This is a genomic window from Mesorhizobium sp. Pch-S (assembly GCF_004136315.1).
In the GTDB taxonomy this organism is placed as follows: Bacteria; Pseudomonadota; Alphaproteobacteria; order Rhizobiales; family Rhizobiaceae; genus Mesorhizobium.
Map to the genome: position 1 here is coordinate 3,861,709 of NZ_CP029562.1, position 25,925 is coordinate 3,887,633.

A 25,925-nucleotide genomic window follows, 5' to 3' on the forward strand; every position below is an offset into this window, starting at 1 on the left:
GAAAATTGCATGACCTTATCCCGTAGCCTGATCCCAGACCTCGGCAGGCTGCAGGCCTTCGAGAGCGCCGCGCGCCATGGCAGCGTCACCCAGGCAGGGCGCGAGTTGAATCTTACCCAGAGCACGGTCAGCCGTCAGATCCGCGAGTTGGAAGCCCAGCTCGGCATCACGCTTTTCGAACGCGTGCGCCAGCGCGTGGTGCTGTCGGAGGCCGGCCGAAAATTCCTGCCCGACGCGCGCAAGCTGCTGGAGCAGGGCGAGGCGGCGATGTTGCGTGCGATGGCGGGCTCGAAGGCTGCGCTTTTGCGCCTTGCCACCTTGCCGACCTTTGGCTCGCGCTGGCTGGTCCCGCGACTGCCGGGCTTCCTGCAAGCGCATCGGGGCGTGGCGCTCGACATCGCCTCGCGCTCGGCTCCGTTCGACCTCGAGGATCAGGGTTTCGACGCGGCGATCCATTACGGCCAGCCGATCTGGGCCAATGCCACTTGCCGCTACATCTGCCAGGAGGTGATCGTGCCGGTGGCAAGCCCGGCACTGGTCGAGGCTGAGCCGCCTCGCACGCCTGACGATCTGACCCGCCTGCCGCTGCTGCATCTCGCGACAAGACCAAAAGCGTGGGTCGACTGGTTCCGTCAGGCCGGCGTGGAAACGCAGGCGGCCTTCCAGGGGCATCGTTTCGACCAGTTCACCATGGTGATACAGGCCGCGCATGCCGGGCTCGGTGTGGCGCTGCTGCCGCTTTACCTGATTGAACAGGAGCTGGCCGCAGCTCGCCTACGGGTGGTGGTCGACCTGCCGCTGCCGACGGAGAACGGGTACCATTTCGTCATGCCGAACAGCAAACTCGATCATCCCGTCGCCAATGAGCTCTATCACTGGATCGTGTCGCAAGTCGGGGCCTAGGGCGTGAACCTGTGTCAAACCATGCACGGGTTCAATGACGCTCGAAAACCACTTCACCCCCGCGGATGGTCAGCACACAATGCGTGTCGTTGAGGATGTCCGCGGGCTGAGCCGTCAGCATGTTGCGCGAGAAGACCGCGATATCCGCGACCTGGCCCGGTGTGAGCTTGCCTTTCACGCTCTCAAGCTTCTGCGAGAAGGCGCCATATTCGGTATAGACCTGAAGGGCTTCTTCAATGGTCACGCGCTCGCGCGCGTCCATCACGGTTCCCTTGCCGGTCTCCCGCGTCAGCATCGAATAGATGTTCGGATATGGGTTCGGATGTGAGACGGGGGAGTCGCTGCCTGTGGCGGGTTTGAAGCCGAGGTTCTTCCAGGTCTTGAGCGGATAGCTCGACAGCGCGCGGTCCTCGCCGAGGACGGAGATGTAGGCGTCGCCGAAATCATAGATGAACACCTGCTGCGGGCAAGGATAGATGCCGGCCTTTTGCATCCGTTCATGTTGTTCCGGCGTGGAGAAGCCGCAATGTTCGATGCGATGTCGCCGGTCCGGATCGGGAAGGGCGGCGAGTGCCTTTTCGTAGGCGGTGATGAGCTGCCCGATGGCGGCATCGCCGATCGCATGGCAGGCAAGCTGGTAGCCCTTGCTGTGCGCATCGAGCACAAGGAGCTCGAGTTCCGTATCTGACAATATCTGCACGCCGGTGGTGTGGTCATCACCGAGATAGGGTTTGCTCATCCATGCCGTTCGGCCGCCCGCCGAACCATCGAGGAAGATCTTGACTGCTCCGATCGTCAGCATGTCGTCGCCGACACCTGACACCAGGCCGGCGTCGAAGCACTGTTGCACCATGGACTGGCGATCCTGAAGCAGCACGAGCCAGCTGCGTACCGGCAGCCGCTTTTGCAGTTTGGCGAGATTGTAGGCGCGGATTTCGTCGAATCCGGCAACCTGTCCGACCGCGGCGTCCATGACGCTGGTGATGCCGTAGGAGAGCAGCAGATGTCCCGCTGCCTCAATCGCGTCGATCATCTCTTCAGTCGTCGGCTTGGGCATGGTCTTGAGAATGATATTCTGGGCATTTTCGGCGACCATGCCGGTCAGCACGCCGTCCTTCTGCTCGATGAGACCGCCCTCCGGCACGGGCGTGGTTTCATCGACCCCTGCCAGTTCGAAAGCCTTCGAGTTGAAGATTGCGACGTGACCGCAGGCGCGTTCGAGCAGGACCGGATTGTTCGGAGCAGCCGTGTCGAGTTCCGACTTGTTCGGATGCCTGCCGACATCGAGCTTTGTCTGGTCGTAACCGCGCGCCTTGATCCATGCGCCAGGGGGCGTTGATGCGGCCTTGTCACGTATGATGTCCAGCAGGCCCTCCAATGTGGGAGCGGCCTGGGGAGAGGCGTCGATCCAGCCGAGCGTCATGCCGACCAGAAGCAGATGAAGGTGGGCATCATTCAAGCCAGGAGTGGCAAAACGTCCTTGCAGGTCGATCAGGCGCGTCTTGTCGCCTTTCAGCGACAAGATCTGTTCCGTCGTACCTGTTGCAAGCACCTTGCCTTGCCAGATGGCGACAGCTTCCACCGTGCCTTCTTCGTAACCGCACCAGATCGTGCCGTTGTGGACGATGGCATCAGCGCACAGTTCGGGTATCGCGGACATTTTTTCGACTCCTGCAAGCGCTGCTGCTCGTCGCGAGCAGGCTTCTGGCAATTCATCAAACGACAAGGCTCGCGGATCTGGGTGCTACGTCACGGTGCGGTTTCCGGAACCGCACGGTAGACGGCTATCTCATCCGACTTGATTTTTTCCGTCATGGTCGCCGACGTTCCCGACTTGATGTTGATTTTCCATTTCCTGGACGCTTTCGACGCTGCGGCGTTGAATGCCGAATTCGGTACCGACTGGAAACTGTTGTAGCGGTACAAATTGTAGGACACGCCGGGCTGGAGTCCCGAGACGGTGATCGTCAACGTCAGATTCTGCGAAGCCGGCCGGGTATTGGAGCCTTCGCGCATGGCCGGTTTTTCATAATTCACATTCGTCGACAGGCGTACCGGCAGCGTCTGACCATCGCGATCGATGATTCCGGTTATCGCAATGCCATAGTTGCTGCCACCACGAGCCAGCGAATAGTCGGGGTGGGCCTTCGAATTCGCTTCCCTGCGGGTCGCCTGGAAGGCTCCGAACGGATATTTGTAAACATAGGTCGGCTTGCCGTTGGGCGTATAAAGCCCGTTATCGCTGAACGTGAGTTCGTCGTCGGCGTAGTAGGTTGCGGACTTGGCGAGCGGATGTTTCGATGAAACGCCGGTGACAGGGACGATATGATCGTACTCATTGTCGCCGGCATTCGGGTCGTTGGATACGTCGAACGAGCGCTGATTGTAATAGACGCCAATGACGACCGGATAGCCCGATGCGACATTTTCCTTGACCCACGCAAGGAAGTTGGTGGTGTTCGATGTGGAGGTGTTTTTCCAGGCTATGGCGTTCAGATGCATCTGCGCTGCGGCGTAGGAGTCATTGACACCAAGCAGAAGCTGGCTGCCTTCCGTGGACTGGTTGGCATTCTTGCTGGCGATCGCGCGCGCATCGTACTGAGACACGTACTGGCCGTAGTAAAGGCCGGCGCTGATCAGCGACACCTCGCCACAATAACCATAGTTGGCCTCCCACTGCAGCCGGGGAGGAATGTCATTGGTCTTGGCGTAGGTCGGCAGGGCGCTCACCGGGGTGGAGTTGCCAAGAGCATTTTGCGCAGAGGCTGTCGGGAGCTGAACGCACATCGCCAAGGCAGTACCTAGAAACAGCGACGCAATGCCAGCCTTCGTGCCCGAAGGTCTGAGACGGTGGGATGTTGAGCAATCTGCCCCGGTCGCCAGCCTAAGCGTGTGGAAGTCACATTCTGCGAGCTTAGCCAAAGAGTATCTCCTCAGGTCTGGAGTTCACGAGTCGGTTCAAGTCGTCTGCAGCGAGAAGGGAAAATGACAAGCGACCCGGCGGCCATCGGCAAGTTGGGCCAGGGCAGGGCGTTCTGTCCTGCAGCGTTCCTGCACGGCAGGACAGCGCGGGTGAAAGCGGCAGCCTGACGGAGGATTGGCGGGGCTCGGAATTTCGCCCTTGAGCAGGATGCGCTCGCGTTTCCTGTTGGCCGCCAAACGCGGAACCGGGATCGCGGACAGCAAGGCCTGTGTATAGGGGTGTGCCGGTGTTCGAAACAGGAGATCGGTTGGACCGATCTCCACGATCGAACCGAGATACATCACCGCCGTACGTTCCGAGACCTGACGCACGACGCTGAGATCGTGGGCAATGAAGAGGGTCGTCAGCTGAAGCCGCCTGCGCAGGTCGGAGAACAGGTTGACGATCTGCGCCTGCACGGACACGTCGAGCGCTGAAACAGGTTCGTCGGCAACGATCAGCTTCGGTTCCAGCGCTAACGCTCGGGCTATGCCGATACGCTGGCGCTGGCCGCCAGAAAACTCATGCGGATAGCGGTCGAGGAAGGAAGCCGGCAGGCTGACGATGTCCATCAATTCGCGCAGCCGCCGGGTGATCCCGAGGCGATCGGCAGTCCTGTGGACGCGCAGCGGTTCGGCGAGCAGATCCCCGACACGGCGGCGCGGATTGAGCGAGGCGGCCGGATCCTGGAAGATCATCTGCATGTGCCGGCGATAGGGCCGCAACTGGCGCGGCGATAGCGGAGCGATGTCTATGCCGTCCAGCACGATCCTGCCTGCACTGACATCATGGAGGCGCATCAGACAGCGGCCGAGAGTCGACTTGCCGCAGCCGGATTCGCCTACCAGACCGAGCGTCTCGCCCGGAAAGACTTCGAAGGAGACGTCGTCGACGGCCCGCACGGCCTGTCCGCTGCCCGGGATGAATGTCTTGCCCACCATGAAGGTCTTCGAGAGAGCCTCGACACGAAGCAGCGGTCGGGTCTCCTGAAAGGTCGAGGGTGCATGCATGGCCGTCATGATGATTGGTCCATGGTTTCGACGAGGCGCGATCGCCGGGCCTCCCTGTCTGCGTGGTCTAGGAAGCACAGGACATCGCGGCCATCGGCCAGCTGCCGCGGCGGCGGTTCGGCACAGGCAGCGATGCGTGAACGGCAGCGCGGCGCGAAAACGCATCCAGGTGGGCGCCTGTCGGGCTGAGGTGGCGAGCCTGGGATCGAGACGAGGCGGTCTGGCCGGGGGCCGTCGAGCGGCGGGATCGAATCGAGGAGGCCCCAGGTATAGGGATGCCAGGCGTCGGCAAAAATCGCTTCGCACGAACCGTGTTCGACGACGCGGCCGGCGTACATGACCAGGACCCGATCGGCCATCTCGGCCACCACACCCATGTCGTGGGTTATCAGCACGATCGAGGATCCGAAATCTCGCCTCAGGCGATGCAGCAGGTCGAGAACCTGTGCCTGAACCGTCACGTCGAGCGCTGTCGTGGGTTCGTCGGCGATGAGCAGCGACGGATTGCACGAAAGCGCCATGGCGATGACGGCGCGCTGGCGCATGCCACCCGAGAGCTGGTGCGGATATTGTCCGGCGATCATGCGTGGATTCGCGATCCCGACTTCACCGAGCAGTTCGACGGCGCGCTTCCAGGCGGCGCGGCTCGACAGATCGGTGTGGGCGCGGATCTGCTCGACGATCTGCCAGCCAATGGTATGGACAGGTATCATGGCCGTCATCGGATCCTGGGAGATGAGGGCAATCTCCCGCCCCCTGAGTTGACGGAGCGTTTCCTTCGAGGCGCCGAGGATGTCTGTTCCCTTGAACGAGGCAGAGCCCTCAACCCTGGACGAGAGAGGGTCGAGCAGCCCGAGCATGCTCATGAGAGCAACAGTCTTGCCCGAGCCGGATTCGCCGACGATGCAGAGCGTTTCCTGCTCGTTGACCTGGAAGGACAGGTCCTCGATCACCTTGATCGGGCCATTGCGGCCCGCAAACGAGATGGAGAGCCCGCGCACGTCGAGAAGCGGTGCCGGCATCTCAGTGGCTCCTCGTGCGGGGGTCGAGCACCGCGTACGTCATGTCAACGACCGCATTGGCCAGCACTACGAAAAAAGAGGCGTACATGACGCTTGCCATGATCACCGGCAGGTCGAGGCTTTGCAGGGAGTCGTAGGTCAGCTTGCCAACCCCATTGAGCCCGAAGATCACTTCGGTCACCAGAGCGCCGCCGCCGACAAGGGCACCGAAATCCAGTCCGAACATCGTCACGAAAGGGACAAGCGACATGCGCAGGGCGTGACGCAACAGGACGCGCGTTTCCGATATGCCTTTGGCGCGCGCCGTGCGGATGAAGTCTTCCTGATAGGTCTCGACGATGTTGGCACGCAGCACGCGTCCATAGATGCCGATGAAGCCCAGCGACAATGTAAGCCAGGGCAGCAGCAGGGCCTTGAACCAGCCGACCGGGTCCACCCACAGGGGTACATAGCCGAGCGCTGGAACCCAGGAGAAAAGCAGCGTGTCGTGCAAGCGGTTCTGCGACACGAGATTGGTCATTTCGCCAAGCCAGAAAACGGGAATGGCCACACCTGTAAGCGAAAGGATCATCAAGACACGGTCGACGATGCCATCGCGGTAAGCGGCGGCGAGAATGCCGACAGCGAGCCCGCCGATCACCCAGAACAGCGCCGCGCCGAAAACGAGCGACAGGGTCACCGGGGCAGCTTCGACGATCGCGGGGACGACCTTCAGTCCGCGATTGACGAATGAAACGAGATCCTGGGTCACGAAAAGCTTCTTCATCATCACGGCGTATTGGACCGGCAGCGGACGATCGAGGCCGAAATCGTGACGCACGGCAATCAGCGTTTCAGGCGCCGCATTCTTGCCCGCGATGCGGGCGGCGGGATCGGAACCCGGCGTTGCGAAGAAGATCAGGAAAACCAGAACACTGATGCCGAACATCACGAACAGCATCTGCGCAACGCGCTGGAGAAGGGCCGCCAACATCATCGTCTCACGGCCTCAGCTTGGCGCGGGGATCGAAAGCGTCGCGCACACCGTCGCCGAGGATGTTCAGCGCGACGATGGTGACAATGATGACCAGTCCGGGCGCCGTCGAAACCCAGGGCCGGCTGTAGAGCAGGTTCTGCCCGTCGCGGATGATCGTGCCCCAGCTCGCGCCCGGCGACTGCACGCCGAGAGACAGGAATGACAGAGCCGTTTCGGTGGCGATGTTCAACGCCATCATCAGCGGAACGAACACGATCAGCGTCGTGATGACATTGGGCAGGATATCGCGGATCAAAATCCGGTAAGGCGGCACACCGAGGCCGATGGCGGCCGTGACGAAATCGCTCTTCCTGAGGGCGAGAACCTGTCCCCGGATCGGCCGAGCCACGTAGGGCACGTAGATGACGCCGATAATGATGATCGGAATGATGAGGCTGCTGGAATCGATGACGATGGGGCCGAGCTCGATGCGGGAATTGAGCAGAACGATCGAGAGGGAGATGGCCAGCAGGTAGATCGGGAAAGCCCACAGGATATCCAGGATGCGGGATATCACCCGGTCGATCCAGCCTCCGAAGAAACCGGCGCAGATGCCCACGAGCGCGGCGAGAACCAGGGTGATCGCCGTGGATGCGCTGCCGATGAACAGGGTGGCTTGTCCGCCATACAGCAGACGCGCCATGACGTCCCGCCCTTGCTCGTCGGCTCCCAGGAAATATGGGCCGAACCGCCATGTCGGCCCGATCGGGATGACGCCGATCCCCAGCCCCTCGGTCGACGGCGCCAGGACCGGGATGGTTTCGCCAGCGAGCGTGATTTCACCTTCCAGGTTGGAGCTGAACGGGTCCACGCCGGCAATCTGCGTGGCATAGACTGGCGCAAACAGCGAGGCGACGATGACGACGGTCAGAACAAGCGCTGCGACCAGGGCCGATCCATCACGCGAAAATCTGTGCAGCGCCTGCAGCCACGGGCCGCGGGCTCGCGCACCGAGTTGCTCGTCGAGGCCAGGCGTTGTCGGCAAAGCCAGGCCAAAGGCGGGTTCCGTCGCCATCTATTGCACCCATCCCAGCGTATAGGCCCAGGTGTTGGTGGCCTTCGAAAACTGGAAATTGCCCATGCGCTTGGAAACAAACGTGACCTGTTTGGGATTGAACAGGGGGATGAGCGGTACCTGCTGCATCATGTCCTGATCGATCGCTGCCCACAGCTCGCCTGCGGCTGCCTGATCCGTGATGCCGACGGCCAGCGCCTTGTCCATCCGGGCCTGGAGGTCCTTGTCGCAGAACCCGGAAATATTGGGGGAGGAGTCGGAACCTTCTCGAAACGAGCCGCATCCTAGCAGAACATTCAGGAAATCGCTGGCGGCCGGATAGTCCGCATACCATTGCGTGACCGATATCTGGACCTTGTTGTTGGTGTTCTGGATGTATCCGTAGTGAATGTTGCCGGATATGGACTTTATGTTTGCATTGTAGCCGATCTGGTTGAGCAGGCTTTGCAGGTATGAGCCGATGTTCCGCGATATCTCGCCGTCCTCGGTAAGAATGGTGATGGCCTGGCCCTTCGTCCCGGACTCGTCGACCAGTTGCTTCGCCTTCTCCAGATCCGGTGCCGTCCACTTGCTGCCAGGGTCCTTGGTATGGAGGCAGAACGATTTGTAGCCCTGCATCCCGGGCGGCAGGATCTGGCAGGTTGGCGTCGCAAGGTTGCGGCCGCCGAAGAAATTGATCACAGCCTTGAGGTCGATGGCGTGGGCCAACGCCTGGCGTGCCTTGAGGTTGTCGAAAGGGGCCAGATTGACGTTGAGCGGCAGGTACCAGAATGCGAGCTGCGGATCGAGGTGAACCTGATTGGGGAACTTGGTTCCGAGTTCCGCAAGGCGGGAGGCCGGTGGCTGATCGAACATGACATCGGCCTGGTCATTGATGATCGCATTGACCTGGGCATCAGCGGTCAGGCCAAAATCGAGCTCGAACCGATCGACATAGCCGTCCGGCTGCGCCTCGGCGCTCCACTCCTTGAAATGCGGATTGCGCGCCCAGATGAGGGCCTTGTTGGGATCATAGCTTTCGAATGCGTAGGGGCCGGTTCCGGGAATGGGATCGATGCCGACGTCCCTGGCGACGGTTTCGGCCGGCAGGATCGAGGCATGCGGCATCGACAGCTTGTCGAGGAACTCGCCGTCGGGTGCGGTGAGATTGATGGTGATGGTCCAGTTCGACTTGTCCGCGACAACCCCGCCCTCGAGCGTGCATTCGGCAGGTTTGGCGAGGCATGCTTTGGCGCCGACGATATCCTTGTACCAGGTCCCCGACGTCGGGCTTGAAACTTTGAAAATGCGCTGGAAGGAGGCCACGACGTCGTCCGTGGTCAGATCCTTGCCGTTCGAAAATTTGATGCCCTTGCGCAATTTGAAGACATAGGTCTTGCCGGCGTTCTCAACGCCCGGCATCGCTTCGGCGAGATCGGGAACGATGACAAGACTGTCGACGCCCCCGGCTTTGCGGAATGTCACGAGACCGTCGTAGATTCCGCCGTAATAACTCCAATAGAGCGGCGCATAGTTGATCTGAGGGTCGATCGTTCCGCCGGCTGACTTGGCAACCACGCGAACTGTCCCACCGCGATGCGCCTGCATCAAATCTGCCCGGGTTTCCGCGGCGTGTGACATGCCCGGCAAAAGCCCGAGCGCAACCAGCGCAATGCTTAGAGTAATTCCAGCAAAAGTGCGCAGCGGTTTTGCGTCCGGAATGCTGTTTCTTCGCGACATAAATCTCTCCCGTTCCGCCTGGGTGGCGGCCACCCCTGTGCACCGCTCCTCCGTGAAATCCGGAGGTGAACGGCGGCGCGTCAAATGTTCCCCTTTCGCGAAGACTAGGTTGGCTTGACTTGAATGGGAAATTTATTTTGTTGTGTCTTTTGATTGAAAAATTTTATTGTGACGCATGCTCAAATACGCCCAAAGCTTCTGTGTCCTGGTTGAAGAATTGCACTACAGCAAGGCTGCGGCGCGCCTGCATCTGACGCAACCGGCCCTGACGTATCAGATCAAGAAACTCGAGGAGCAGATCGGCTGTACGCTGCTGCGGCGGTCGCCGCACAAGGTCATCCTCACCGAAGCCGGGATGATACTGGCTCGGGAATTGAGCGTGGCCTTGAACCATGTCGGCCGGGCCGTCCAGATGGCCCAGGACGCCGCGCGCGGTGACGCCGGCGCACTGGCGATCGGTTATTGCGAGTTGCCCGAGGCTGGGGGCATGACAGCCATCATCCGTCGTTACACGGAACTGTATCCCGGGGTGGACATCACCCTTCTCAACCTGCCGACCATCGAGCAGGTCGATGCCCTGACGGCTGGTTCCATCGACGTGGCCTTCCTCCATCCACCCCTGAACGCTCCGCAACTTGTGATGCGTCCGGCGGGCGAGGAGTGGGTTGTGGCAGCGTTACGCGCCGACCATGCGCTGGCCAGCCAGCCGGTTCTCAAATTGGCGGAACTGATGTCGGAGCGCCTGATCGTCTGTGCCGAAGAACTCGGGCCCATCATGTACAATTCGATACTGGCGGCTTGCGGAAAGGCGGGATTCCAACCGAGGCTGCGCGAAGAAATGTTCCGTTGGCACTCCATGCTCGACCAGGCTGCCTCGGGGCTTGGCGTGGCGTTCGTGCCCGCCTCACTTGCCGGCACTCATCCGCAACTGGTGTTCAGGCCGGTCGAGGATCTCGACGTGAAATTGCTGACGTCGATCGCAACGGCCGGAGAGCCGACCCGGCCCGCAGTCGTCCGGTTTCTTGCGACGGCAGCTTCATATCTGAGCGGTGGAACGTGCTTGTGAACGGCTGCTCATCAGCCCGCGGGCTGGGGGGCATCGCCAGCACGATTGCCCCTTCAATGAGCAGCCGGCTCGGCAGGTGCTTCCGCCTTCGGCTGCAGCGGCTTCATGATCGGTTCCATGAGCCCGTTGCCGCGCCGCTTGATCGCATTGTCGCGAATATCGTCCTTGCTGAGATAGTTGACCTGATTGACCAGCACATCGTGAATGAGCTCGATGCCGACGCGGGCATTGACGCTCTCACGGATCGAGTTGCGGAACTTGTCGAGGTCGACCGTATCCTGCTTGGAAAAATCGATCTGCGGATTGGCGTAGAGATAGGAGTAGACCTGGTCGGTGATCAGCGCCATTGCGGGCACCGACAGCTTCGCCATTTCCTTTGGCTCCACCGTGTAGACCAGTTTGGTCAGGAAATAGCCTTGCACTGCGGAGCCGCGGATGATCGGCACCGAGATGATCTCGGTCGAGACATAATCAAGCCCGCCGAGCAACGGCTTCGGCGCCGGGTCATCGCCGCGTGCGCCTGCTGCCTGAAAGGCATAGAACGTCGCGCCGACGGTTGCGGCGACGATCCAGAGCGCTGCGACGATGAACTTGATCATGGTCCTGCTACGACTTGGCCCAGCCGAATTCGCCGGCGGAATAGGTTCCGTCGGCCTCTGCGTGCTGGATCGCGTTCTTCATCAGGTTCGCCACTTCGCTGACGGCGCTGAGATGGGCGAGCAACGCGGCCTCGTTGCGCTCCAGCTTGCCGCGCAGGCGCAGGAGGCCTTCCTTGTGCTCGTCGACGAGATCTTCGGCCGTGATGTTCTTGATGGCGCGGTTGAGTTCATAGAGGCAACGGCTCTTGCGCGCGTTCGAAGCCCTGAGATCGAAGTTCATGTCGGTGCGGATGGCAGCCGTCTCCGTCTCGACCGCTTCCTCGATGCGATTGATGATGGCGGTCAGGCTGCCCACCCGCGAGATGGTGAGGTCGGAATGTGCCACGAGGCCCGAATTGTGCTCCAACTGATCCATGGTCGTTCCTAAACCCTCGTCTTCGTTTCAATCGGCGCCGCATCGCCGTCAAGCGAGCGTACCATCCGGCGCTGAATTTCCTGCACGAGCGAATCCGACAGTCGGTTCTGCTCGTCGATTGTCGCTTTTTCTGGTCCACCAGCAACGGGGCCGACAGGTACGGTGCGTTCGCCGTCGCGATAGCGGTCGGCCAGCATCGAGCGGGCGATGCCGATGCCGCCGCGCTCGGCCATCACGTCGGCCATGTGCTCGGCAAGCTGCGACTTCCACATGTCTCCTGCCAGGCCCTTGCCATAAACGCTTTCCGTGTCCTTCGGCAGCATGTTCTGGATGAAGGTCTGCAGCACCATCGCTTCGAAGCGTTTGAACTCCTGACCGCGGTCCGTTCCCGCAGGTGGTCCCGCCGGGCGCGATCCCATATCGGCATCGACCGCGAAAGCGACGGAGGCGCCGCCGGCGCGCTTGGTGAGCGCGGCGCGGGCGGCCTCGACGTCCATCGGTTCGGCGGCGCGGGCCACGTCCAGGACGATGTCGCTGGGAGGGGAGATCGCCAAAAAGCTGTACCTTCTTTCTATTTTGCGTTGAGTGATGATGGCCGAACAAGCTTGCCGCAGGCTTGCGGGAGTGGTGCGGATTGTCGTCGCGTTGTCATCTTCATTTCGACATCCTCATTTTTCCGGGCCGCGCTTCTGCTCGATCAGCTCGAGCCGTTCGCGATCGGAGCGCTGGCGTTCGTCGTCGCGGCGCGCATCACGGTAGGCGCGCTCGACCATGTTGGTGCGTGCCGTCGCGGTGGCGAGACTGCCTGCTTCGCGGCGTGCGTCGTCGAGGTTGCGGTCGCGCTCGGCGCGGGCGGCCGCGATCCGCTGCTGGTAGATCTCTGGAAACAGCGCGGACAAGGAATCCGGCGCATCGAAACGCGCGGCGATGTCTGCGGCTTCCTGTTCGGCGGCAACGGCCTTGGCGAGGTAGCCGGCGCGGCGCATCTCATGCAGTGCTTTCAACTGCTCCTGCACCTCGACGAGCTTCTTGAGGCGGTCCTTGCGGTTTGTCATCGCTCACCTGGCCAGCGTGGTTTCGATGAAGCCATCGCCGAACAGCGACAGCAGCGTCGGAATGGCGAAATAAAACAGGATCAAGCCGCCGGCGATGACGAACGGAAGCGAGATGAAGTAGATCGGGATCTGCGGTGTCAGCTTGTTGACGAAGCCGATCGCCAGATTGATCAGGATGGCATAGGCGACGAAGGGGCTGCCCAGCCGGAGCACCAGCAGGAACGATTCCGAGAGCGTGTCGGTGACATCGACCAGCGACGCCTGCGCGCTGAAGAAGACGTTCACCGGTGCCACATTGTACGACGCGATCAGTGCTCGGATGACCTCGTGGTGGAAATTGAGCGCGAAGAGCAGCATCAATGCCGAAAATGAGATCAGCGCGGCGATCGCCGCCTGTGGCTCGGGTTCTTCGATCGCCGGTCCACCGGCGCCGCCGTAACCGATCAGCATGGCAATCCCGGCGCCTATAAAGCGCAGTGCTTCCATATAGAGCCGCGTCAGGGCACCGATCAGACCGCCCACCAGCAGTTCCGAAACGATCATCGGCACGAAGATGGCAGGTCTGGTGTCGACATAGGGATAGATCTTGTCCCACATAAAGGCGAGCAAGCCGACTGTGGCGGCGACAGCCGTGAACAGGCGGATCTGCAGCGGCAGGCGGATCGATGACAGGCCCGGCATCAGCATGAAGCAGGCGCCGACACGGCAGAAGGCGAGGAACGCCGCCAGCACGAAGCCTTGCGTGACCGTCGTCAGATCCATGGTCAGGAAATGGTCCCGAGAACCCTGATCTCGACGCCCTTGGCAATCTCGACATGGCTGAGCACCGGCAAGGTGGTGAACAACCGTTCGATGATCATGCGCACATAGGGGCGGGCATCCGGTGCGGTCACCAGCACGAAGCGTTCGCCGGCCTCCATGTGCTGGCGGACCGCCTTCGATGCTTCCTGGCCGAACTCTTCCAGCTGGCGTGGGTCGATATCGAATTCGCGGATCTCGCCCTTGGCATCGCGTTTGAGGCTCTGATGGAAGGCGAGGTCCCAGCGGTTGCCAAGTCGCAGCACCTTGAGCACGCCACCCTCGGAAAGGTCGCCGCAGATCTGCTGCGCCATGCGGATGCGCACATGCTCGACGATCTGCTCCGTGCGCCGCACATGCGGTGCGATCTCGGCGATCGCCTCGATGATGAGGTGCAGGTTGCGGATCGAGACACGCTCGGCGAGCAGCAGTTTGAGAACTGCCTGCAGGCCCGGATAGGAAATATGCGAGGAGCAGACTTCGTCGGCCAGCTTGCGGTATTCCGGGTCCTGGCTGTCCAGCAGCGTCTTCATGTCCTTGTAGGACAGCAGTTGCGGCAGGTTGTTGCGGATGACCTCAGAGAGATGGGTGAGCAACACCGACATGTTGTCGGCGAAGGTGTACTGCTCGCGCTTCAGGTCTTCGGCGAAAGCTTCCATCACGGAATAGGCGCGCATGCCGAAGGCCGGCTCGCGCACTTCCTCGCCCGGGATGTCCGGCAGGTCGCGGGTACCCAGGAGGACCATGAGCTCGCCAACCCGCATGTGGTGCTCGGCCACGACGGTGCCGTGGATCTTGATCTGGTAGCTTTTCGGCGGGATGCCGAAATCGTCGGTGAGTTTCACCTCGGGCACCACGAAGCCGTATTGCGTGGCGAACTTCTTGCGCATCTTGCCCATACGGAAAGCAAGTTCCTGATGCGAGGTGAGCAGCTTGGTCGAAAGCTGCTTGCCGATCAGCAATTCGATCTCGGCGGTCGCCAGTGACGATTTCACCGAGTTCTTTTCTTCCTCGACCTTGGCGGCTGCTTCGCGGTTGCGTGCCTCCTCCTGCTCGGCCATGCGACGGTTCTGGCGCAACGGAATGACGTAGCCCATGCCGGCCATGGCGGCCGCCAGCGTCACGAAGGGGAACATCGGCAGGCCGGGCATCAGGGCAAGAAGGCCAAGCAGCGCGGCGGCGACATAAAGCGCGCGTGGATGCGCGCCGAGCTGGCCGAACACCGCCTTTTCGGCGGAACCGCGCGTGCCGCCCTTGGAGACGAGCAGGCCGGCGGCAAGCGAGACGATGAGCGCGGGGATCTGGGTGACGAGGCCGTCGCCAACCGAGAGCTTGATGAAGACGTCGGCAGCTTCACCCAGGCCCATATTGTGGCGCAGGTAGCCGATGGCAATGCCACCGACGATGTTGATGGCCGTGATGATCAGGCCGGCGATGGCGTCGCCACGCACGAATTTGGAAGCACCGTCCATGGAACCGAAGAAGGAGGATTCCTCTTCCAGTTCGCGACGACGCAACTGTGCGGTCTTTTCGTCGATCATGCCGGCGGAGAGGTCGGCGTCGATCGACATCTGCTTGCCGGGGATCGCGTCCAGCGTGAAACGGGCGCCGACTTCCGCGATACGGGTGGCACCCTTGGTGATGACGATGAAGTTCACCACGATCAGGATCAGGAACACGATCAGACCGATGACGAAATCACTCGACATGACCAGCTTCGAGAAACCGGAAATCACGTAGCCGGCGGCGTGGGTGCCCTCGTTGCCGTGCGACAGGATCATACGTGTCGTCGCAATGTTCAGGGACAGGCGCAGCATGGTGGCAATGAGCAGAACAGTTGGAAATGACGAAAAGTCGAGTGGTCGTGGAATCCACAACGCGACCATGAGGATCAGCACCGAAAGCGCGATCGAGAAGGCGAGACCAACGTCGATCAGGAAGGCCGGGATCGGCAGAAACAGCACGGCCAAGATGACGACGATGCCCAGCGCGAAGAAGACATCGCGACTGTTGCGCGGCATCGTCTCCGTCGAAATGCTCTCGCTGATCGCCATGTCTACCTCGAATCCAGTGCTCACCGGTCCTGAAACGGCAGTCCGGGCCATGCACCGTAACCGGCCAAGCTTGCGCGAGCCTCGAACGATGCAAATGTGAGAATGCAGCACTGGCAGACAGGATGCGTCGACCTGCGCGGTTGCCATGCCACAGTGTGGGGCGTATCAGGCGATCAAGGGCGTTGCCCATAAAGACATTCGCGAGCCGTCCGTTGTCTTCGACCCATTCCCTGCCCGTCCATGCCCGTCGCCTGCGAGCGCTTCTGGTCCGCTCGATTCCCATGCTGGAGGCACGGGGCATCATCATCGTGCTGATCGCGGCAGTGGTCGGTGCGTTTTCAGGCGTGGCGGTGACCGCGATGAGCGCCTTCGTCCAAGGCATGCATTGGCTGCTGTTCGATGTGCCGGAAGGCGGCCGGCTGTCGTCGATGTTTTCGCTCAGCCATCCGCTGCAGGCAGCAATGCCGGCTGTCGGCGGGCTGTTGCTCGGCCTCTCCATCATCTGGCTGCGCAAGCGTAAATTCCGTACGCCGATCGATCCGATCGAGGCGAATGCGCTCTATGGCGGGCGCATGTCGCTGACCGATACCTTCATCATCGCCGGCCAGACGATGCTGTCTTCCGGCTTTGGCGCTTCGGTTGGTCTCGAGGCCGGATACACGCAGGTCGGTGGCGGCTTCGGTTCGCGTCTGGCGCGGTTCTTCCGCATGAAGCGCAACGATGTCCGCATCCTCGTCGGAGCTGGTGCCGCCGGTGCCATCGCCGCCGCGTTTGATGCGCCTTTGACTGGTGCCTTCTATGGCTTCGAGTTGATCATCGGCATCTATTCCATCGCCAATGTCGCCCCGGTCATGACGGCGGCGATCTGTGCCACGCTGGTGACGGGCTGGCTGGGCGGGGCGCCGTTTCCACTGGAACTCGGTGCGGTGCCGCAACTGACCGCCAGCCAATACCTGCCGTTCCTGGCGCTCGGCTTGATCGCAGGCGGCATTTCGGTCGCGATCATGTATATGGTCGCGGCCGTCGAACGCGGCCTGACGCGGCTGTCGATCGATTCTTCGCTCAGGCCGTTTCTGGGCGGTTGCGCTGTCGGGCTGCTCGGGCTGGTCACGCCACAGGTGCTGTCCAGCGGGCACGGTGCGCTGCACCGGGAATTCGCGATGAACTACGGTCTCACCGTCATCGTCACCGTGTTCCTGCTCAAGATCGCAGCTTCCGTGATTTCGCTCGGCTCTGGTTTCCGCGGCGGCCTGTTCTTCGCTTCACTGCTGCTTGGCGCGCTGCTGGGCAAGATCTTTGCGGCGCTCATGCTGGCGATTGCACCCGCGGCAGGTATCGACCCGGCCGTCGCGGCCGTCGTCGGCATGAGCTCGATGGCGGTCGGCATCATCGGTGGGCCACTGACCATGGCTTTCCTGGCGCTGGAGTCGACGGGCGACCTGACACTGACGGGCGTGGTGCTTGCTGCCGCGATCATCACCTCGATCCTGGTGCGCGAGACCTTCGGTTATTCGTTCTCGACCTGGCGCTTCCACCTGCGCGGCGAAACCATTCGCTCGGCGCAGGATGTCGGCTGGATGCGCAGCCTCACGGTCGGCTTGATGATGCGCAAGGACGTCCGCACCATCGCGGCCATGACGACCATCACCGAGTTCCGCCAGCAGGTCCCGCTCGGCTCGGCACAGCGTGTCATCGCGGTGGATGGCGAGCAGCGCTACATCGGCATGATCATCGTGTCGGACGCCTATGGCGATCAGCCCGATCCCGCAAGCACGGTTCTGACCCTCACGCGCTTCGGCGATTCCGTATTGGTGCCATCGATGAATGTGCAATCGGCGGCAGAGACTTTCCACCGCGCCGGCGCCGAGGAACTGGCAGTGGTGGAAGACTTCGAGAGCCGCAAGGTTGTCGGCCTGCTCACCGAAGGGCATCTCCTGCGACGCTACGCCGAGGAACTCGACAAGGCGCGGCGCGATCTTTCCGGCGAGGGCTAGCCTGCGCGCCGGGCCATGGTTCACCGGGGTCAGTGTTCTTCGTGCGGCTTCGGAGTGCCGTAGTAGCCGACCGGATTGGTCGGGCGCTCGATCATTCGCCGTACCCTGGGTCGCTCGATGCCGGAATGCAGGGCTCGGATGCGCTCGGTGATTTCCGCATCGGCATGCGTGGCGCGGGTGTTGTGGCGGATGTAATCCAGCCAGGTCGGCGTGTGATAACTTTCCATCCAGATTTCGGGATGTTCGAGGTCGCGAGCAAGCACCCAGTTGCGTGCTCCGTCGCGTCGGCGTACGCGCGCCCGATCAGTCATCACCTTCAGAAACTCCGGCACGTCCTCTTCCTTGATGACATATTCGATCGTGATCTCGATCGGTCCCGAGCGGGGTCTGAGGTCGAGCGCCAGCATGGGCTCGCGCCAACGATCGAGCGGATCGAGGTTGGGCGCAATATGCTGCGGCAGTGGCAGGACAAAGCCGATTGCTGCACCGACCAGCATTGTTGCCGCAGCCGCCAGCAGGGCGACGCTGGCACCGTGGTTGTCGGCGGTCACGCCCCAGATCCAGCTGCCCAGGGCGATGCCGCCGAAGGTCGCCATCTGGTAGATGGAAAGCACCCGTCCAACCACCCAGCGCGGGGTGGACATCTGCACGGTGATGTTGAAATGCGAAAGTGCCGTGACCCAACATGCGCCGCCGACGAGGAGGCCGAGCGCCACCTGCCAGGCATCAGGACTGATGGCGGCAACGGTCGCACAAAGCGCAAAGCCGAGGAAAGCCGAGCGCACCATGGTTTCGCTGGGCAGGACCTGTCTCAATCGTGCGCTGGTCAAAGCGCCGACGACAGCGCCGATTCCGAAAGCGCCGAGCATGATACCGTAGGTCAGGGCGCCACCCTTGACGAGATCGCGCGTTACCAGCGGCAGCAGGGCCAGCACGGCACCCGCGCTGAAGCCGAAGGTGAAGCCGCGCACCAGCACCTTGCCGATATTGGGTGACATCGCGACGTAACGCAGGCCGGCGCCCATCGCCGCGCCGAGCGATTCACGCGGCAGGTTGGACGTGGGCAGGTTCGGCTTCCAGCGCGCCATGACGATGATCAGTCCGACATAGCTGAAAGCGTTGGCGGCGAAGGCGGCTGCAGCACCGAGCGTGGCGACGATGATGCCGCCCAGCGCCGGTCCGACGCTGCGGGTCAGGTTGAAGCCCATCGAGTTCAATGCCACCGCCGCAGGCACCTTGTTGCGCGGAACCATATCGCCGACCGAGGCCTGCCAGGACGGGCTGTTCAGCGCTGTGCCGCAGTCGATCAGGAAGGTAAAGGCCAGCAGCAGCCACGGCGTGAGCAGGTCGAGCTGGGTGAAAAGCATCAGCAGCAGCGACACCACGAGCATGAAGCTCTGCGCAATCAGCATCACCTTGCGACGGTTGTAGCTGTCGGCGATCGCGCCTGCGACCAGTGCGAACAGCATGATCGGCAACGTCGTCGAGGCCTGCACCAGGGCCACCTGGTATGGAGAGGTGGCGATCTGCGTCATCATCCAGGCAGCGCCGACGCCTTGGATCAGGCCGCCCAGATTGGAGACCAGGCTGGCGCTCCACACCGCGCGGAAGATACCATGCTGAAAAGGTGCCAGCGCGGAAACGCGCTGACTGTTCGGCTCGTCCTCGATAGCCGGACCGCTGTCTTGGGGCATATCTCGTCTCGTGAATCGCTGCTCTGCCGGCGGCGTTTGCCGACAAAGTTAGACGAGACTGCGGAAAAGGCGAACGAGTTTTCGTGATCCGACTGGTCCAGCCGGAAGATAGGGCAATTCCAGCCAAAAATGGACGACGGTTTTCCGTCCTGAAAAACAAGGAACTGGAGCGTTTATTCCGCGAAAGACGGAAACGCTGCAGACACCGCCACCGGTTGAATTCGTCGACCAGGTTTGACGGTAGATTTGTCGACCAAGTTCGACGGCGCCGAGCAAGATCGACCTTATCAGAAGCCGTGTTGGATTCGTTCGAAGACGACGTTGGTGAAGGCCGAGATCTGGCCGCCGACAAATGGTCCCGTCAGCGCCACCACCAGCATGATGGCGACGATCTTCGGCACGAATGTCAGCGTGATTTCCTGGATCTGCGTCAGGGCCTGGATAAGTGCGATGCCAATGCCGACGACCATGGCGACCAACACGACAGGAGCCGATGCCGTCAGCACCGTCCAGACGGCGAACTGGACGATATCAAGTGCGTCGGCCTCATTCATCGCTCGTGTCTCAGGCTGCGGCCGGGGCCTGCTTGACGACGACGCCCGGCAGGACAGGAACTTCCTTGCCGTCATTCAGCACAGCGATAAGGCCGTCGCTGGCCAATCGCACTTCCTTGACCACACCCGTGGTCTTGCCGTCCGCGGAGGTCAGCTGGCGGCCGATCAGCGAATCCGCCTGCGACAACGCCGAAGACTGGAGAATGTATTCCAGCTTGGTGTTCATCTGCACCGACTGCTCGACCTGCGAGAACTGAGCGAGCTGCGCGACGTACTGGGTGGAGTCCATCGGCTTGGTCGGATCCTGGTTCTTCATCTGCGCCATCAGGAGCTTCAGGAAGGACTGGTAGTCGACCGAGGTCTTGGATTTCTGTTGTGTCTGCGGCGTGCCGTTGCCGACGTTGTTGTTGACGTTCATGTCGACAGCCATGATCAGCGTGCTCCCATTGCCAGCGGACGCGGAGCGTCCTGGAGTTCATTCTCGCTTGCGTCGAGCGCCAGCTTTTCCAGCGGATAGAGCGAGCGGATGGCCCGCAGCGCTTCATAGACGTGGCCTTCCGAAACCATCCGGTCGACGTCCTTCAGCGTCGAGCGGATACGCTCGTTGTGGAAGGAGGCGAGCATCAGCGGCAGCGAATGACGGAACATTTCGCGTGCTTCTTCAGCACCCTGCGGATTGATCAGCATGATCTGCGCCACGAAATAGAGCTGCCGGAGTGGCGTTGACGCGTCTTCGGCCTGAAGGACATGGCCTTCCAGCAGAAACTGTACGTCGTTCAGGAGTTCCAGCGTGACCTTTCGGTCAACGCGGATGACCGCGCCGTTGAGATAGATGCGTTCACCAGGCTTCAGCGAGAGCTTCAGCGTGCTCTTGGAGGGTGTCATTGAATGCCGTCCCGGATGATCTGCGAGACTTCGATCAGCCCGTCGAAGTTGTTGGAACGACCCTGGCGGATATCTTCGGTTTCACGCAGCAGCCACAAGCCAATCGAGATCAGGTTGGCGCGCAGTTCCTTCGGCAGGGCGTTTTCATCGGAGGAGAGATCCTCGAGCAGCGCTGTCCAGACACGGTTGGTGAAGTGCAGGGCTTCCACAGCCTGCATGGATTGGGTGCCGGCGTTGGCTGCATCGATCAGCAGATCGATCGACCGGGTCAGCAGATGCCGCTCGCGTTCCTTGGCGTCGGCTACCGAGTCCGTCTGGATGTCGGCGTAGGAGAATTGATACATCGCTTGTCCGATCGCCGGTTACTTCAGGAAGTTGATCAGGCTGAGCTGTTGAAGGCGCGCGGTGAGCGCGAACGATTGCTGGATATGGGACATCAGATCGTTGACGCGGTTGGCGGCCTCGTACTCGTCCACACCTTCCAGGTCGATCACATGCTTTTCGAACAGGTTGATCTGCGCCTTCATGCGGTCGCTCGCATCAGTCACGCGCTGCTCGATGATACCAGCTTGCGACTGTGTTTGCGCGATGCTGCCGAGGGCTTCGCCTGTCAGGGTTAACGCCTTCTGGGCAACGGCCTTCTTGGCATCCGCGTTGAGGTTGCCGGAGAACAGCGTTGTCACGATGGCTGCCGCCATCGCGAACTTCTTCACGCCGTCGGTGTTGGCGCTGACCGAAGACTCCGTGGTTTCGTTCAACGAGATGCGGCTGACGATCTGCTGATCGGTGGCGTTCGACCAGTTCGTCTTCCAGGCAGGCCCGAAGAACTGGGGCATCACATCCGTGGTGATGAAGTTGTCCAGCTGTGCGCCGGTAAGGTTGGCCGCTGCGGGATCCGTGGAGGCGAAGCCGAAGCGAGCGACAAAGGCGGCGTCCAGAGCCGCCTTGGCCGGCGAGCCGGCCGCCGTGAAGTCGTTGATCGGTTTTACGTCGGTGTTGGTGCCGGCGAACAGATATTCGCCATTGATGCTCGAATTGAGGATCGATGTCATCGACTGCAGGGCGGCTTTGCCGGCATCGCGCGTGACATTCGAGCCCGGATCACCGCTGATAGCGGTGCTGACGGCGGTCAGCAGCTTCTGCGCTGCATCGCCGAGCTTGCCGAGTGCGTCCTGCGTGGTCGAGAGCCGGGACGAAATCAGCTTGTTGGAATCGACGATCGTGTTCAGCCGTTCCAGGTCGCGCGCGAAGGTGACCGACTGTGAGGTGCGCGCACCGAGCGCAAGGCCGAGGTCGGCGACGCGCAGCGTCTCCATCTCCTTCTGACGCTTGATGAGCTCGACCTGCATGCGCGACTGCGAATAGCGCATCGCATTGGACATGGCCGAGGACGAAACGGAGGTGGTCTTCATGACTTATTTCACCGCTGCGAGAAGGGCATCGAGCATCTGGTTGACGGTGGTCAGGATGCGGGCGGAAGCCTGATAGGTGTGTTCGAGATCCAGCATCAGCGACATTTCGTTGTCGACATTGACGCCGGTGGCGTTGGAAAGAGCCTCTCCGGTGCGCTGGGCCAGCGCTTCCTTCGAGTCGGCAAGGTTGGAGGCCTGCTGGCGCGCACCTTCGAACCAGCCGATCGAGCTGGCGGCGTAGGAGACGACGCTGGAATTGGCGGTGATACCTGCATTTGCATCGAAGGCTATCGGCTTGGTGAGTTTTTCGCCGTAAGCGATCAGCCTGTCGGCATAAGACGCGCCGCTGCCGGGCGCGGCGGGATTGGTGCGATAGGCCGCGCCGTTGATGCCGCCATCGCGCAGCAGGACGGGATTGCCGCCGGCTGCGGGATCGACCGCGGCATTGATCTTGATCGTTCCAGCAAGCCCGTCAATCAGTGTGCCGGCCGGCGGAATCCCTGGCGCGCCCGGCCAGCTGAAGAGGCCGACGGCGTCGGGTTGGCCCGGAGCCGTCTCGGCGAAAGCGGTGATGAGACCGCGCGCCACCTCGTCCAATTGGCGCTGCATGGTGACGCTGACATTGTCGCGCAACTGCAGCATGCCGGCCAGTTTGCCGGATGCTTCGGCCGTGCCGGCAACCTTCAGCGGTACCTTGTCGATGTAGATCTGACCACCGACCACGCCAGGTGCGTAGCCGGGCGAAGGCGTGAAGGTCACGGAACGTGGGATCGTCTCGAACAGGGTGGTGCCGTCACCGGTGGTGATGACCATGTCATTGTCGCCACGGGTATAGGTGGAGATCGGAACAAATTCCGAAAGCTTCTTCAGAACCGCGTTGCGCTGGTCGAGCGCGTCGGAGACGTCCTCTCCGGAGCGGGTGCCGTTGATGACGGCCTGGTTGGCGACTTCGAACTGCTTGAGCAGGTCGTTCATGTCGTTGACGGCGGTCGTGATCTCGCCATCCGTCTTGGTGCGGAAGTCCTGAATGGCCTTGGTGCCGTCGTTCAGGGAACGGATCACCTGGCGCGCCGACTCGATCAGGCTGGTGCCGAGATTCTGGTTCGACGGCGTCGTCGCGTAGAGCTGGAGTGCCTTCTGCAGGGCACCTATTGCAGTGGAAGCCGACGCTGCGTTGTCGACGCCATTCACCTGCAGTTCGAGCCGGTCCATGCCCTGGGCAAGGGTCGCCTGTCCGCTCCAGGATGAGAGAGCGCTCAGGTTCTGCCGAAACAGAAGGTCGTTGGCTGCGCGATGGATCTTGACCGCGCTGACGCCCGGGTCGGTATAGGAGAGCATCGCAATGCGGCGGGAGTAGTCCGGATTGGAGGCATCCGCGACGTTGCGCGAGACGATGCTTGTCTGCCGCGACGTTGCCTTGAGTGATGACTGGGCGATGCTGAGTGCGGATGACAACGACATGCGGGTCTTTCAGGCAGTGATGCGGCTGAGGCCCGGTCGACCATCGACCGGGCCTCGGAGCCGCGCCTCATCTCTTCAGGTTGACGAGGATGTCCATCAGTTCGGAACCGGTCTGGAACACCTTCGAATTGGCGGTATAGCTGCGCTGTGAGGAGATCATGTTGGTGAGCTCTTCAGCGATATCGACGTTCGAGTTCTCGAGCGCTCCGGAAATGATCTCGCCGCGCTTGCCTTCGCTGGCAAAACCAATCTGGACGTCGCCCGAATCCGGGCTTTGCGTGAAGACGTTGCCGGATTGCTGGATCAGCCGGTCCGGGCTCGGCACCTGCGCCAGCGGGATCTTGTAGAGCGGTTTTGTCGAACCGTCCTGATACTGGGCATAGATGGTACCGTCCTTGCCGATCGTCACCTTCTCGATGTTGCTCGGGCCGTTGCCGTTTACCTGGCCGGTGACGGTGTAACCGGTGCCGATCTGGCTGAGGCCCTTGAAATCGAGCTTCAATGGAACGCCGCCCGGAGGCGTGAAGGTGACGCTGTCGGTTGCGCCGGTCAGCTTGCCGGTGCCGTCGAAGGTGAGTGTGGCATTGCCCAGCAGGCCGCCTGCACCATACGGGAAAGGTCCGCCGGCGGCAGCCTTGGACTGATCGAAGACGGCCACATCCCAGGTGCCGGCGGCAGTCTTGGTGAAGTAGATGTCGACCATCACCTTGTTGCCGAGATTGTCATAGACGACCATCGACGACTTGTTGGTGTATTGCGCGGTCGCAGCGTTGCCGGAGGGAGCCGTTGCCGGCGCGACGATGGCATTGGCGCCGGAGGGCAGGTTGCCGCTGAAGGTGCCGGAGCTGGAAGGCGTCGCCGTCATCTTTCCATCGGAGATCTGGACAGGTACCAGACCCTGGAAGCCGTTGACCGTCGCAGCCGGCACGCCGTTGGCGTAGCTGTAGGCCATCAGCTGGTAGCCGGCGGCGTTGACCAGCCTGCCCTGCGCGTCCGGAACGAAGGAGCCCGCACGGGTCATGTAGGGGGTGCCGGAAGAATCCTGAACCACGAAGAAGCCGTCGCCCCGGATGGCGAGATCGGAGACCGAGGTGGTGCCCTTGAGATCACCGCGATCGGAGATGGCGGTGCGGATCGTCGAGTTGACACCGCCCGAATTGTAGGCGCCGCCCGTGGTCGGCATCACCAGGCTCGAGAACTCGATCGACGAGCGCTTGTAACCGGTGGTGTCGGAATTGGCGATGTTGTCGGCGACGGTGGACAGGCGATTGGCCTGGGCGTTCATGCCGGAAACGCCGGTCCGCATCATTCCATAGAGGCTCATCGCAACGTCTCCGTTATGCGCATGGTGTCGCCGGCCAAAGTAAACGTGTTGTCTTGCGCGAGGCTGGCGCGGGCCGGACGCATCAAGCGACCAGCCGGTAGCCGAGGAAGCGTTTGGAATCGATCGGGTCGTGACCGAGTCGCTCGCGCAGCTTCTTGCGCAGCTTGGAGATGTGGCTCTCCACCACGTTCTCTTCGACCTCTTCGTCGAAGATGCCGTAGATGGCGTTGAAGACCTGGGTCTTGGTAACCCGTCGGCCACGGTTGCTGGCCAGGTATTCAAGGATTCGCCGCTCGCGGCGCGGCAACGGCATGGGCTGGCCATCGATCTCCGGGTCACGGCCATCCATGAAGATGCGCATCGCCCCGATCTCGGTGAACGAGGCATCTTCGTGGGCGCGGCGGCGGATCGCGGTGATGCGTGCCAGGATTTCGCGGATGTGGACCGGCTTGCGCACGACGTCGTCGACGCCGGATTCGAAAAGGCGCAAGGTGTTTTCGAGGGAATTGTGGTCGCTCAGCGCTATGACGGGAGCACCGGTGCGGTCCCTGATCTGCCGGGGAGAGACAGCACCCTCGCGGCAATCACCGATCAGGAAGGCTCGTACCGATTTCAGATCGTCGTCGGCGGCACTGGAAACCCAGGCGTCGAATTCGCTCGGCGCAAAACCGGCGCTCGCCACACCTTCCCGATCGAACATCGAGCTGTAACCATCAGTTACAAGTTCGCGTTCGTCCACGATTACGATCATCGCCCAGCCCCCGAATCAGTTCATCTGCCCCGTGCGGAAAGGCGTAGTCCCCGTCACGAATCCTGACCAACCGTCATTTCTTGTGACTGCATTCTTGGGAGTCGGGAATCGCGATGGTTGTACCGTGTACAATCTGACGGCGATGTGGTCCGAAATGAGCGACGAAAGCAGCGCCCGTTCGCGCTGCAAGAGTGCGGCCGGCGCCCTGTTGTGACTA

Annotated in this window: 25 protein-coding genes; 3 read left to right on the forward strand and 22 right to left on the reverse strand. The window is 61.7% G+C overall.

Going from position 1 to position 25,925, the window contains the following annotated elements:
* Positions 1–9 precede the first annotated feature (9 nt).
* Positions 10–903, forward strand: a complete 894-nt coding sequence (locus C1M53_RS18140) for a LysR family transcriptional regulator (protein WP_129413506.1) — start codon at positions 10–12, stop codon at positions 901–903.
* Between the two features lie 31 nt (positions 904–934).
* On the opposite strand, the gene C1M53_RS18145 is transcribed toward C1M53_RS18140, so the two are convergent.
* The 7 genes from C1M53_RS18145 to C1M53_RS18175 form a co-directional block, all read right to left on the reverse strand.
* Entirely contained in the window at positions 935–2,563 is a 1,629-nt protein-coding gene (locus C1M53_RS18145) for an amidohydrolase (RefSeq protein WP_129413507.1), read from the reverse strand.
* Between the two features lie 89 nt (positions 2,564–2,652).
* Positions 2,653–3,825, reverse strand: a complete 1,173-nt coding sequence (locus tag C1M53_RS18150; protein WP_207213015.1) for a C39 family peptidase — start codon at positions 3,823–3,825, stop codon at positions 2,653–2,655.
* 36 nt (positions 3,826–3,861) lie between these two features.
* Positions 3,862–4,884, reverse strand: coding sequence for an ABC transporter ATP-binding protein (locus C1M53_RS18155; RefSeq protein WP_245488197.1), 1,023 nt, complete (start codon positions 4,882–4,884; stop codon positions 3,862–3,864).
* Entirely contained in the window at positions 4,881–5,897 is a 1,017-nt protein-coding gene (locus tag C1M53_RS18160; protein ID WP_129413508.1) for an ABC transporter ATP-binding protein, read from the reverse strand. Before C1M53_RS18160 ends, C1M53_RS18155 begins: the two co-directional genes overlap by 4 nt.
* A 1-nt stretch (position 5,898) precedes the next feature.
* On the reverse strand, positions 5,899–6,870 hold the full coding sequence (locus C1M53_RS18165; RefSeq protein ID WP_129416243.1) for an ABC transporter permease: 972 nt from the start codon (positions 6,868–6,870) through the stop codon (positions 5,899–5,901).
* A gap of 7 nt (positions 6,871–6,877) precedes the next feature.
* Positions 6,878–7,927 carry an ABC transporter permease gene (locus C1M53_RS18170; RefSeq protein WP_129413509.1) on the reverse strand — a complete coding sequence of 350 codons (1,050 nt, stop codon included), beginning with the start codon at positions 7,925–7,927 and terminating at the stop codon, positions 6,878–6,880.
* Entirely contained in the window at positions 7,928–9,484 is a 1,557-nt protein-coding gene (locus C1M53_RS18175) for an ABC transporter substrate-binding protein (protein ID WP_245488200.1), read from the reverse strand. It abuts the gene before it with no gap.
* A gap of 337 nt (positions 9,485–9,821) precedes the next feature.
* Between C1M53_RS18175 and C1M53_RS18180 the strand changes: the two genes are divergently transcribed.
* Positions 9,822–10,712 carry a LysR family transcriptional regulator gene (locus C1M53_RS18180; RefSeq protein ID WP_129413511.1) on the forward strand — a complete coding sequence of 297 codons (891 nt, stop codon included), beginning with the start codon at positions 9,822–9,824 and terminating at the stop codon, positions 10,710–10,712.
* Between the two features lie 53 nt (positions 10,713–10,765).
* Here the strand turns inward: C1M53_RS18180 and C1M53_RS18185 are convergent, their stop codons facing one another.
* The 6 genes from C1M53_RS18185 to flhA all read right to left on the reverse strand — a co-directional run bounded on the left by C1M53_RS18185 (position 10,766) and on the right by flhA (position 15,633).
* A complete protein-coding gene (locus tag C1M53_RS18185) occupies positions 10,766–11,311 on the reverse strand; it encodes a hypothetical protein (RefSeq protein ID WP_129413512.1) in 546 nt (181 codons plus the stop codon).
* Positions 11,312–11,318: 7 nt separating this feature from the next.
* Positions 11,319–11,726, reverse strand: coding sequence for a hypothetical protein (locus tag C1M53_RS18190; protein WP_129413513.1), 408 nt, complete (start codon positions 11,724–11,726; stop codon positions 11,319–11,321).
* Positions 11,727–11,734: 8 nt separating this feature from the next.
* On the reverse strand, positions 11,735–12,280 hold the full coding sequence (locus C1M53_RS18195) for a rod-binding protein (protein ID WP_129413514.1): 546 nt from the start codon (positions 12,278–12,280) through the stop codon (positions 11,735–11,737).
* Positions 12,281–12,394: 114 nt separating this feature from the next.
* Complete coding sequence (locus tag C1M53_RS18200) at positions 12,395–12,781, reverse strand: hypothetical protein (RefSeq protein ID WP_129413515.1); 387 nt, start codon at positions 12,779–12,781, stop codon at positions 12,395–12,397.
* A gap of 3 nt (positions 12,782–12,784) precedes the next feature.
* On the reverse strand, positions 12,785–13,537 hold the full coding sequence (gene fliR, locus C1M53_RS18205) for a flagellar biosynthetic protein FliR (protein WP_129416244.1): 753 nt from the start codon (positions 13,535–13,537) through the stop codon (positions 12,785–12,787).
* A gap of 8 nt (positions 13,538–13,545) precedes the next feature.
* Positions 13,546–15,633: a flagellar biosynthesis protein FlhA gene (flhA, locus tag C1M53_RS18210; protein ID WP_129413516.1), complete on the reverse strand. Its 2,088-nt coding sequence runs from the start codon at positions 15,631–15,633 to the stop codon at positions 13,546–13,548.
* 281 nt (positions 15,634–15,914) lie between these two features.
* Here flhA and C1M53_RS18215 point away from each other — a divergent pair, with 281 nt between their 5' ends.
* A complete protein-coding gene (locus tag C1M53_RS18215; RefSeq protein ID WP_245488623.1) occupies positions 15,915–17,627 on the forward strand; it encodes a chloride channel protein in 1,713 nt (570 codons plus the stop codon).
* A gap of 29 nt (positions 17,628–17,656) precedes the next feature.
* Here the strand turns inward: C1M53_RS18215 and C1M53_RS18220 are convergent, their stop codons facing one another.
* The 9 genes from C1M53_RS18220 to C1M53_RS18260 all read right to left on the reverse strand — a co-directional run bounded on the left by C1M53_RS18220 (position 17,657) and on the right by C1M53_RS18260 (position 25,708).
* Complete coding sequence (locus C1M53_RS18220) at positions 17,657–19,321, reverse strand: MFS transporter (RefSeq protein ID WP_129413518.1); 1,665 nt, start codon at positions 19,319–19,321, stop codon at positions 17,657–17,659.
* 287 nt (positions 19,322–19,608) lie between these two features.
* Positions 19,609–19,875 (reverse strand): flagellar biosynthesis protein FliQ, encoded by a 267-nt coding sequence (gene fliQ / locus C1M53_RS18225; protein WP_024925799.1) that lies wholly within the window; start codon positions 19,873–19,875, stop codon positions 19,609–19,611.
* Between the two features lie 10 nt (positions 19,876–19,885).
* On the reverse strand, positions 19,886–20,293 hold the full coding sequence (gene flgD / locus C1M53_RS18230) for a flagellar hook assembly protein FlgD (RefSeq protein ID WP_129416245.1): 408 nt from the start codon (positions 20,291–20,293) through the stop codon (positions 19,886–19,888).
* Positions 20,294–20,307: 14 nt separating this feature from the next.
* The gene (flbT, locus tag C1M53_RS18235; RefSeq protein WP_129413519.1) at positions 20,308–20,760 is read right to left on the reverse strand and encodes a flagellar biosynthesis repressor FlbT; all 453 of its coding nucleotides are present in this window, start codon (positions 20,758–20,760) and stop codon (positions 20,308–20,310) included.
* A complete protein-coding gene (gene flaF / locus C1M53_RS18240; RefSeq protein ID WP_129413520.1) occupies positions 20,757–21,104 on the reverse strand; it encodes a flagellar biosynthesis regulator FlaF in 348 nt (115 codons plus the stop codon). The genes flbT and flaF overlap by 4 nt, the downstream gene beginning before the upstream one ends.
* Before the next feature lie 18 nt (positions 21,105–21,122).
* A complete protein-coding gene (locus tag C1M53_RS18245; protein ID WP_129413521.1) occupies positions 21,123–22,172 on the reverse strand; it encodes a flagellar hook-associated family protein in 1,050 nt (349 codons plus the stop codon).
* A 3-nt stretch (positions 22,173–22,175) separates the two neighbouring features.
* Positions 22,176–23,633: a flagellar hook-associated protein FlgK gene (gene flgK, locus C1M53_RS18250; RefSeq protein WP_129413522.1), complete on the reverse strand. Its 1,458-nt coding sequence runs from the start codon at positions 23,631–23,633 to the stop codon at positions 22,176–22,178.
* A gap of 67 nt (positions 23,634–23,700) precedes the next feature.
* A complete protein-coding gene (locus C1M53_RS18255) occupies positions 23,701–24,957 on the reverse strand; it encodes a flagellar hook protein FlgE (protein ID WP_129413523.1) in 1,257 nt (418 codons plus the stop codon).
* An 82-nt stretch (positions 24,958–25,039) separates the two neighbouring features.
* Positions 25,040–25,708: a response regulator transcription factor gene (locus tag C1M53_RS18260; RefSeq protein WP_129413524.1), complete on the reverse strand. Its 669-nt coding sequence runs from the start codon at positions 25,706–25,708 to the stop codon at positions 25,040–25,042.
* Positions 25,709–25,925 lie beyond the last annotated feature (217 nt).

What these genes read in the sequence shown, in the direction of transcription:
- C1M53_RS18190 (WP_129413513.1), bottom strand. Translation starts at nt 11,726, where the DNA reads ATGGATCAGTTGGAGCACAATTCGGGCCTCGTGGCACATTCCGACCTC.
- C1M53_RS18215 (WP_245488623.1), top strand. Translation starts at nt 15,915, where the DNA reads ATGCTGGAGGCACGGGGCATCATCATCGTGCTGATCGCGGCAGTGGTC.
- C1M53_RS18200 (WP_129413515.1), bottom strand. Translation starts at nt 12,781, where the DNA reads ATGACAAACCGCAAGGACCGCCTCAAGAAGCTCGTCGAGGTGCAGGAG.
- C1M53_RS18145 (WP_129413507.1), bottom strand. Translation starts at nt 2,563, where the DNA reads ATGTCCGCGATACCCGAACTGTGCGCTGATGCCATCGTCCACAACGGC.
- C1M53_RS18245 (WP_129413521.1), bottom strand. Translation starts at nt 22,172, where the DNA reads ATGAAGACCACCTCCGTTTCGTCCTCGGCCATGTCCAATGCGATGCGC.
- C1M53_RS18160 (WP_129413508.1), bottom strand. Translation starts at nt 5,897, where the DNA reads ATGCCGGCACCGCTTCTCGACGTGCGCGGGCTCTCCATCTCGTTTGCG.
- flaF (WP_129413520.1), bottom strand. Translation starts at nt 21,104, where the DNA reads ATGTATCAATTCTCCTACGCCGACATCCAGACGGACTCGGTAGCCGAC.
- C1M53_RS18140 (WP_129413506.1), top strand. Translation starts at nt 10, where the DNA reads ATGACCTTATCCCGTAGCCTGATCCCAGACCTCGGCAGGCTGCAGGCC.
- flgK (WP_129413522.1), bottom strand. Translation starts at nt 23,633, where the DNA reads ATGTCGTTGTCATCCGCACTCAGCATCGCCCAGTCATCACTCAAGGCA.
- C1M53_RS18180 (WP_129413511.1), top strand. Translation starts at nt 9,822, where the DNA reads ATGCTCAAATACGCCCAAAGCTTCTGTGTCCTGGTTGAAGAATTGCAC.
- flhA (WP_129413516.1), bottom strand. Translation starts at nt 15,633, where the DNA reads ATGGCGATCAGCGAGAGCATTTCGACGGAGACGATGCCGCGCAACAGT.
- C1M53_RS18185 (WP_129413512.1), bottom strand. Translation starts at nt 11,311, where the DNA reads ATGATCAAGTTCATCGTCGCAGCGCTCTGGATCGTCGCCGCAACCGTC.
- C1M53_RS18165 (WP_129416243.1), bottom strand. Translation starts at nt 6,870, where the DNA reads ATGTTGGCGGCCCTTCTCCAGCGCGTTGCGCAGATGCTGTTCGTGATG.
- flbT (WP_129413519.1), bottom strand. Translation starts at nt 20,760, where the DNA reads ATGACACCCTCCAAGAGCACGCTGAAGCTCTCGCTGAAGCCTGGTGAA.
- C1M53_RS18260 (WP_129413524.1), bottom strand. Translation starts at nt 25,708, where the DNA reads ATGATCGTAATCGTGGACGAACGCGAACTTGTAACTGATGGTTACAGC.
- C1M53_RS18170 (WP_129413509.1), bottom strand. Translation starts at nt 7,927, where the DNA reads ATGGCGACGGAACCCGCCTTTGGCCTGGCTTTGCCGACAACGCCTGGC.
- C1M53_RS18155 (WP_245488197.1), bottom strand. Translation starts at nt 4,884, where the DNA reads ATGACGGCCATGCATGCACCCTCGACCTTTCAGGAGACCCGACCGCTG.
- fliQ (WP_024925799.1), bottom strand. Translation starts at nt 19,875, where the DNA reads ATGAATGAGGCCGACGCACTTGATATCGTCCAGTTCGCCGTCTGGACG.
- C1M53_RS18220 (WP_129413518.1), bottom strand. Translation starts at nt 19,321, where the DNA reads ATGCCCCAAGACAGCGGTCCGGCTATCGAGGACGAGCCGAACAGTCAG.
- flgD (WP_129416245.1), bottom strand. Translation starts at nt 20,293, where the DNA reads ATGAACGTCAACAACAACGTCGGCAACGGCACGCCGCAGACACAACAG.
- C1M53_RS18255 (WP_129413523.1), bottom strand. Translation starts at nt 24,957, where the DNA reads ATGAGCCTCTATGGAATGATGCGGACCGGCGTTTCCGGCATGAACGCC.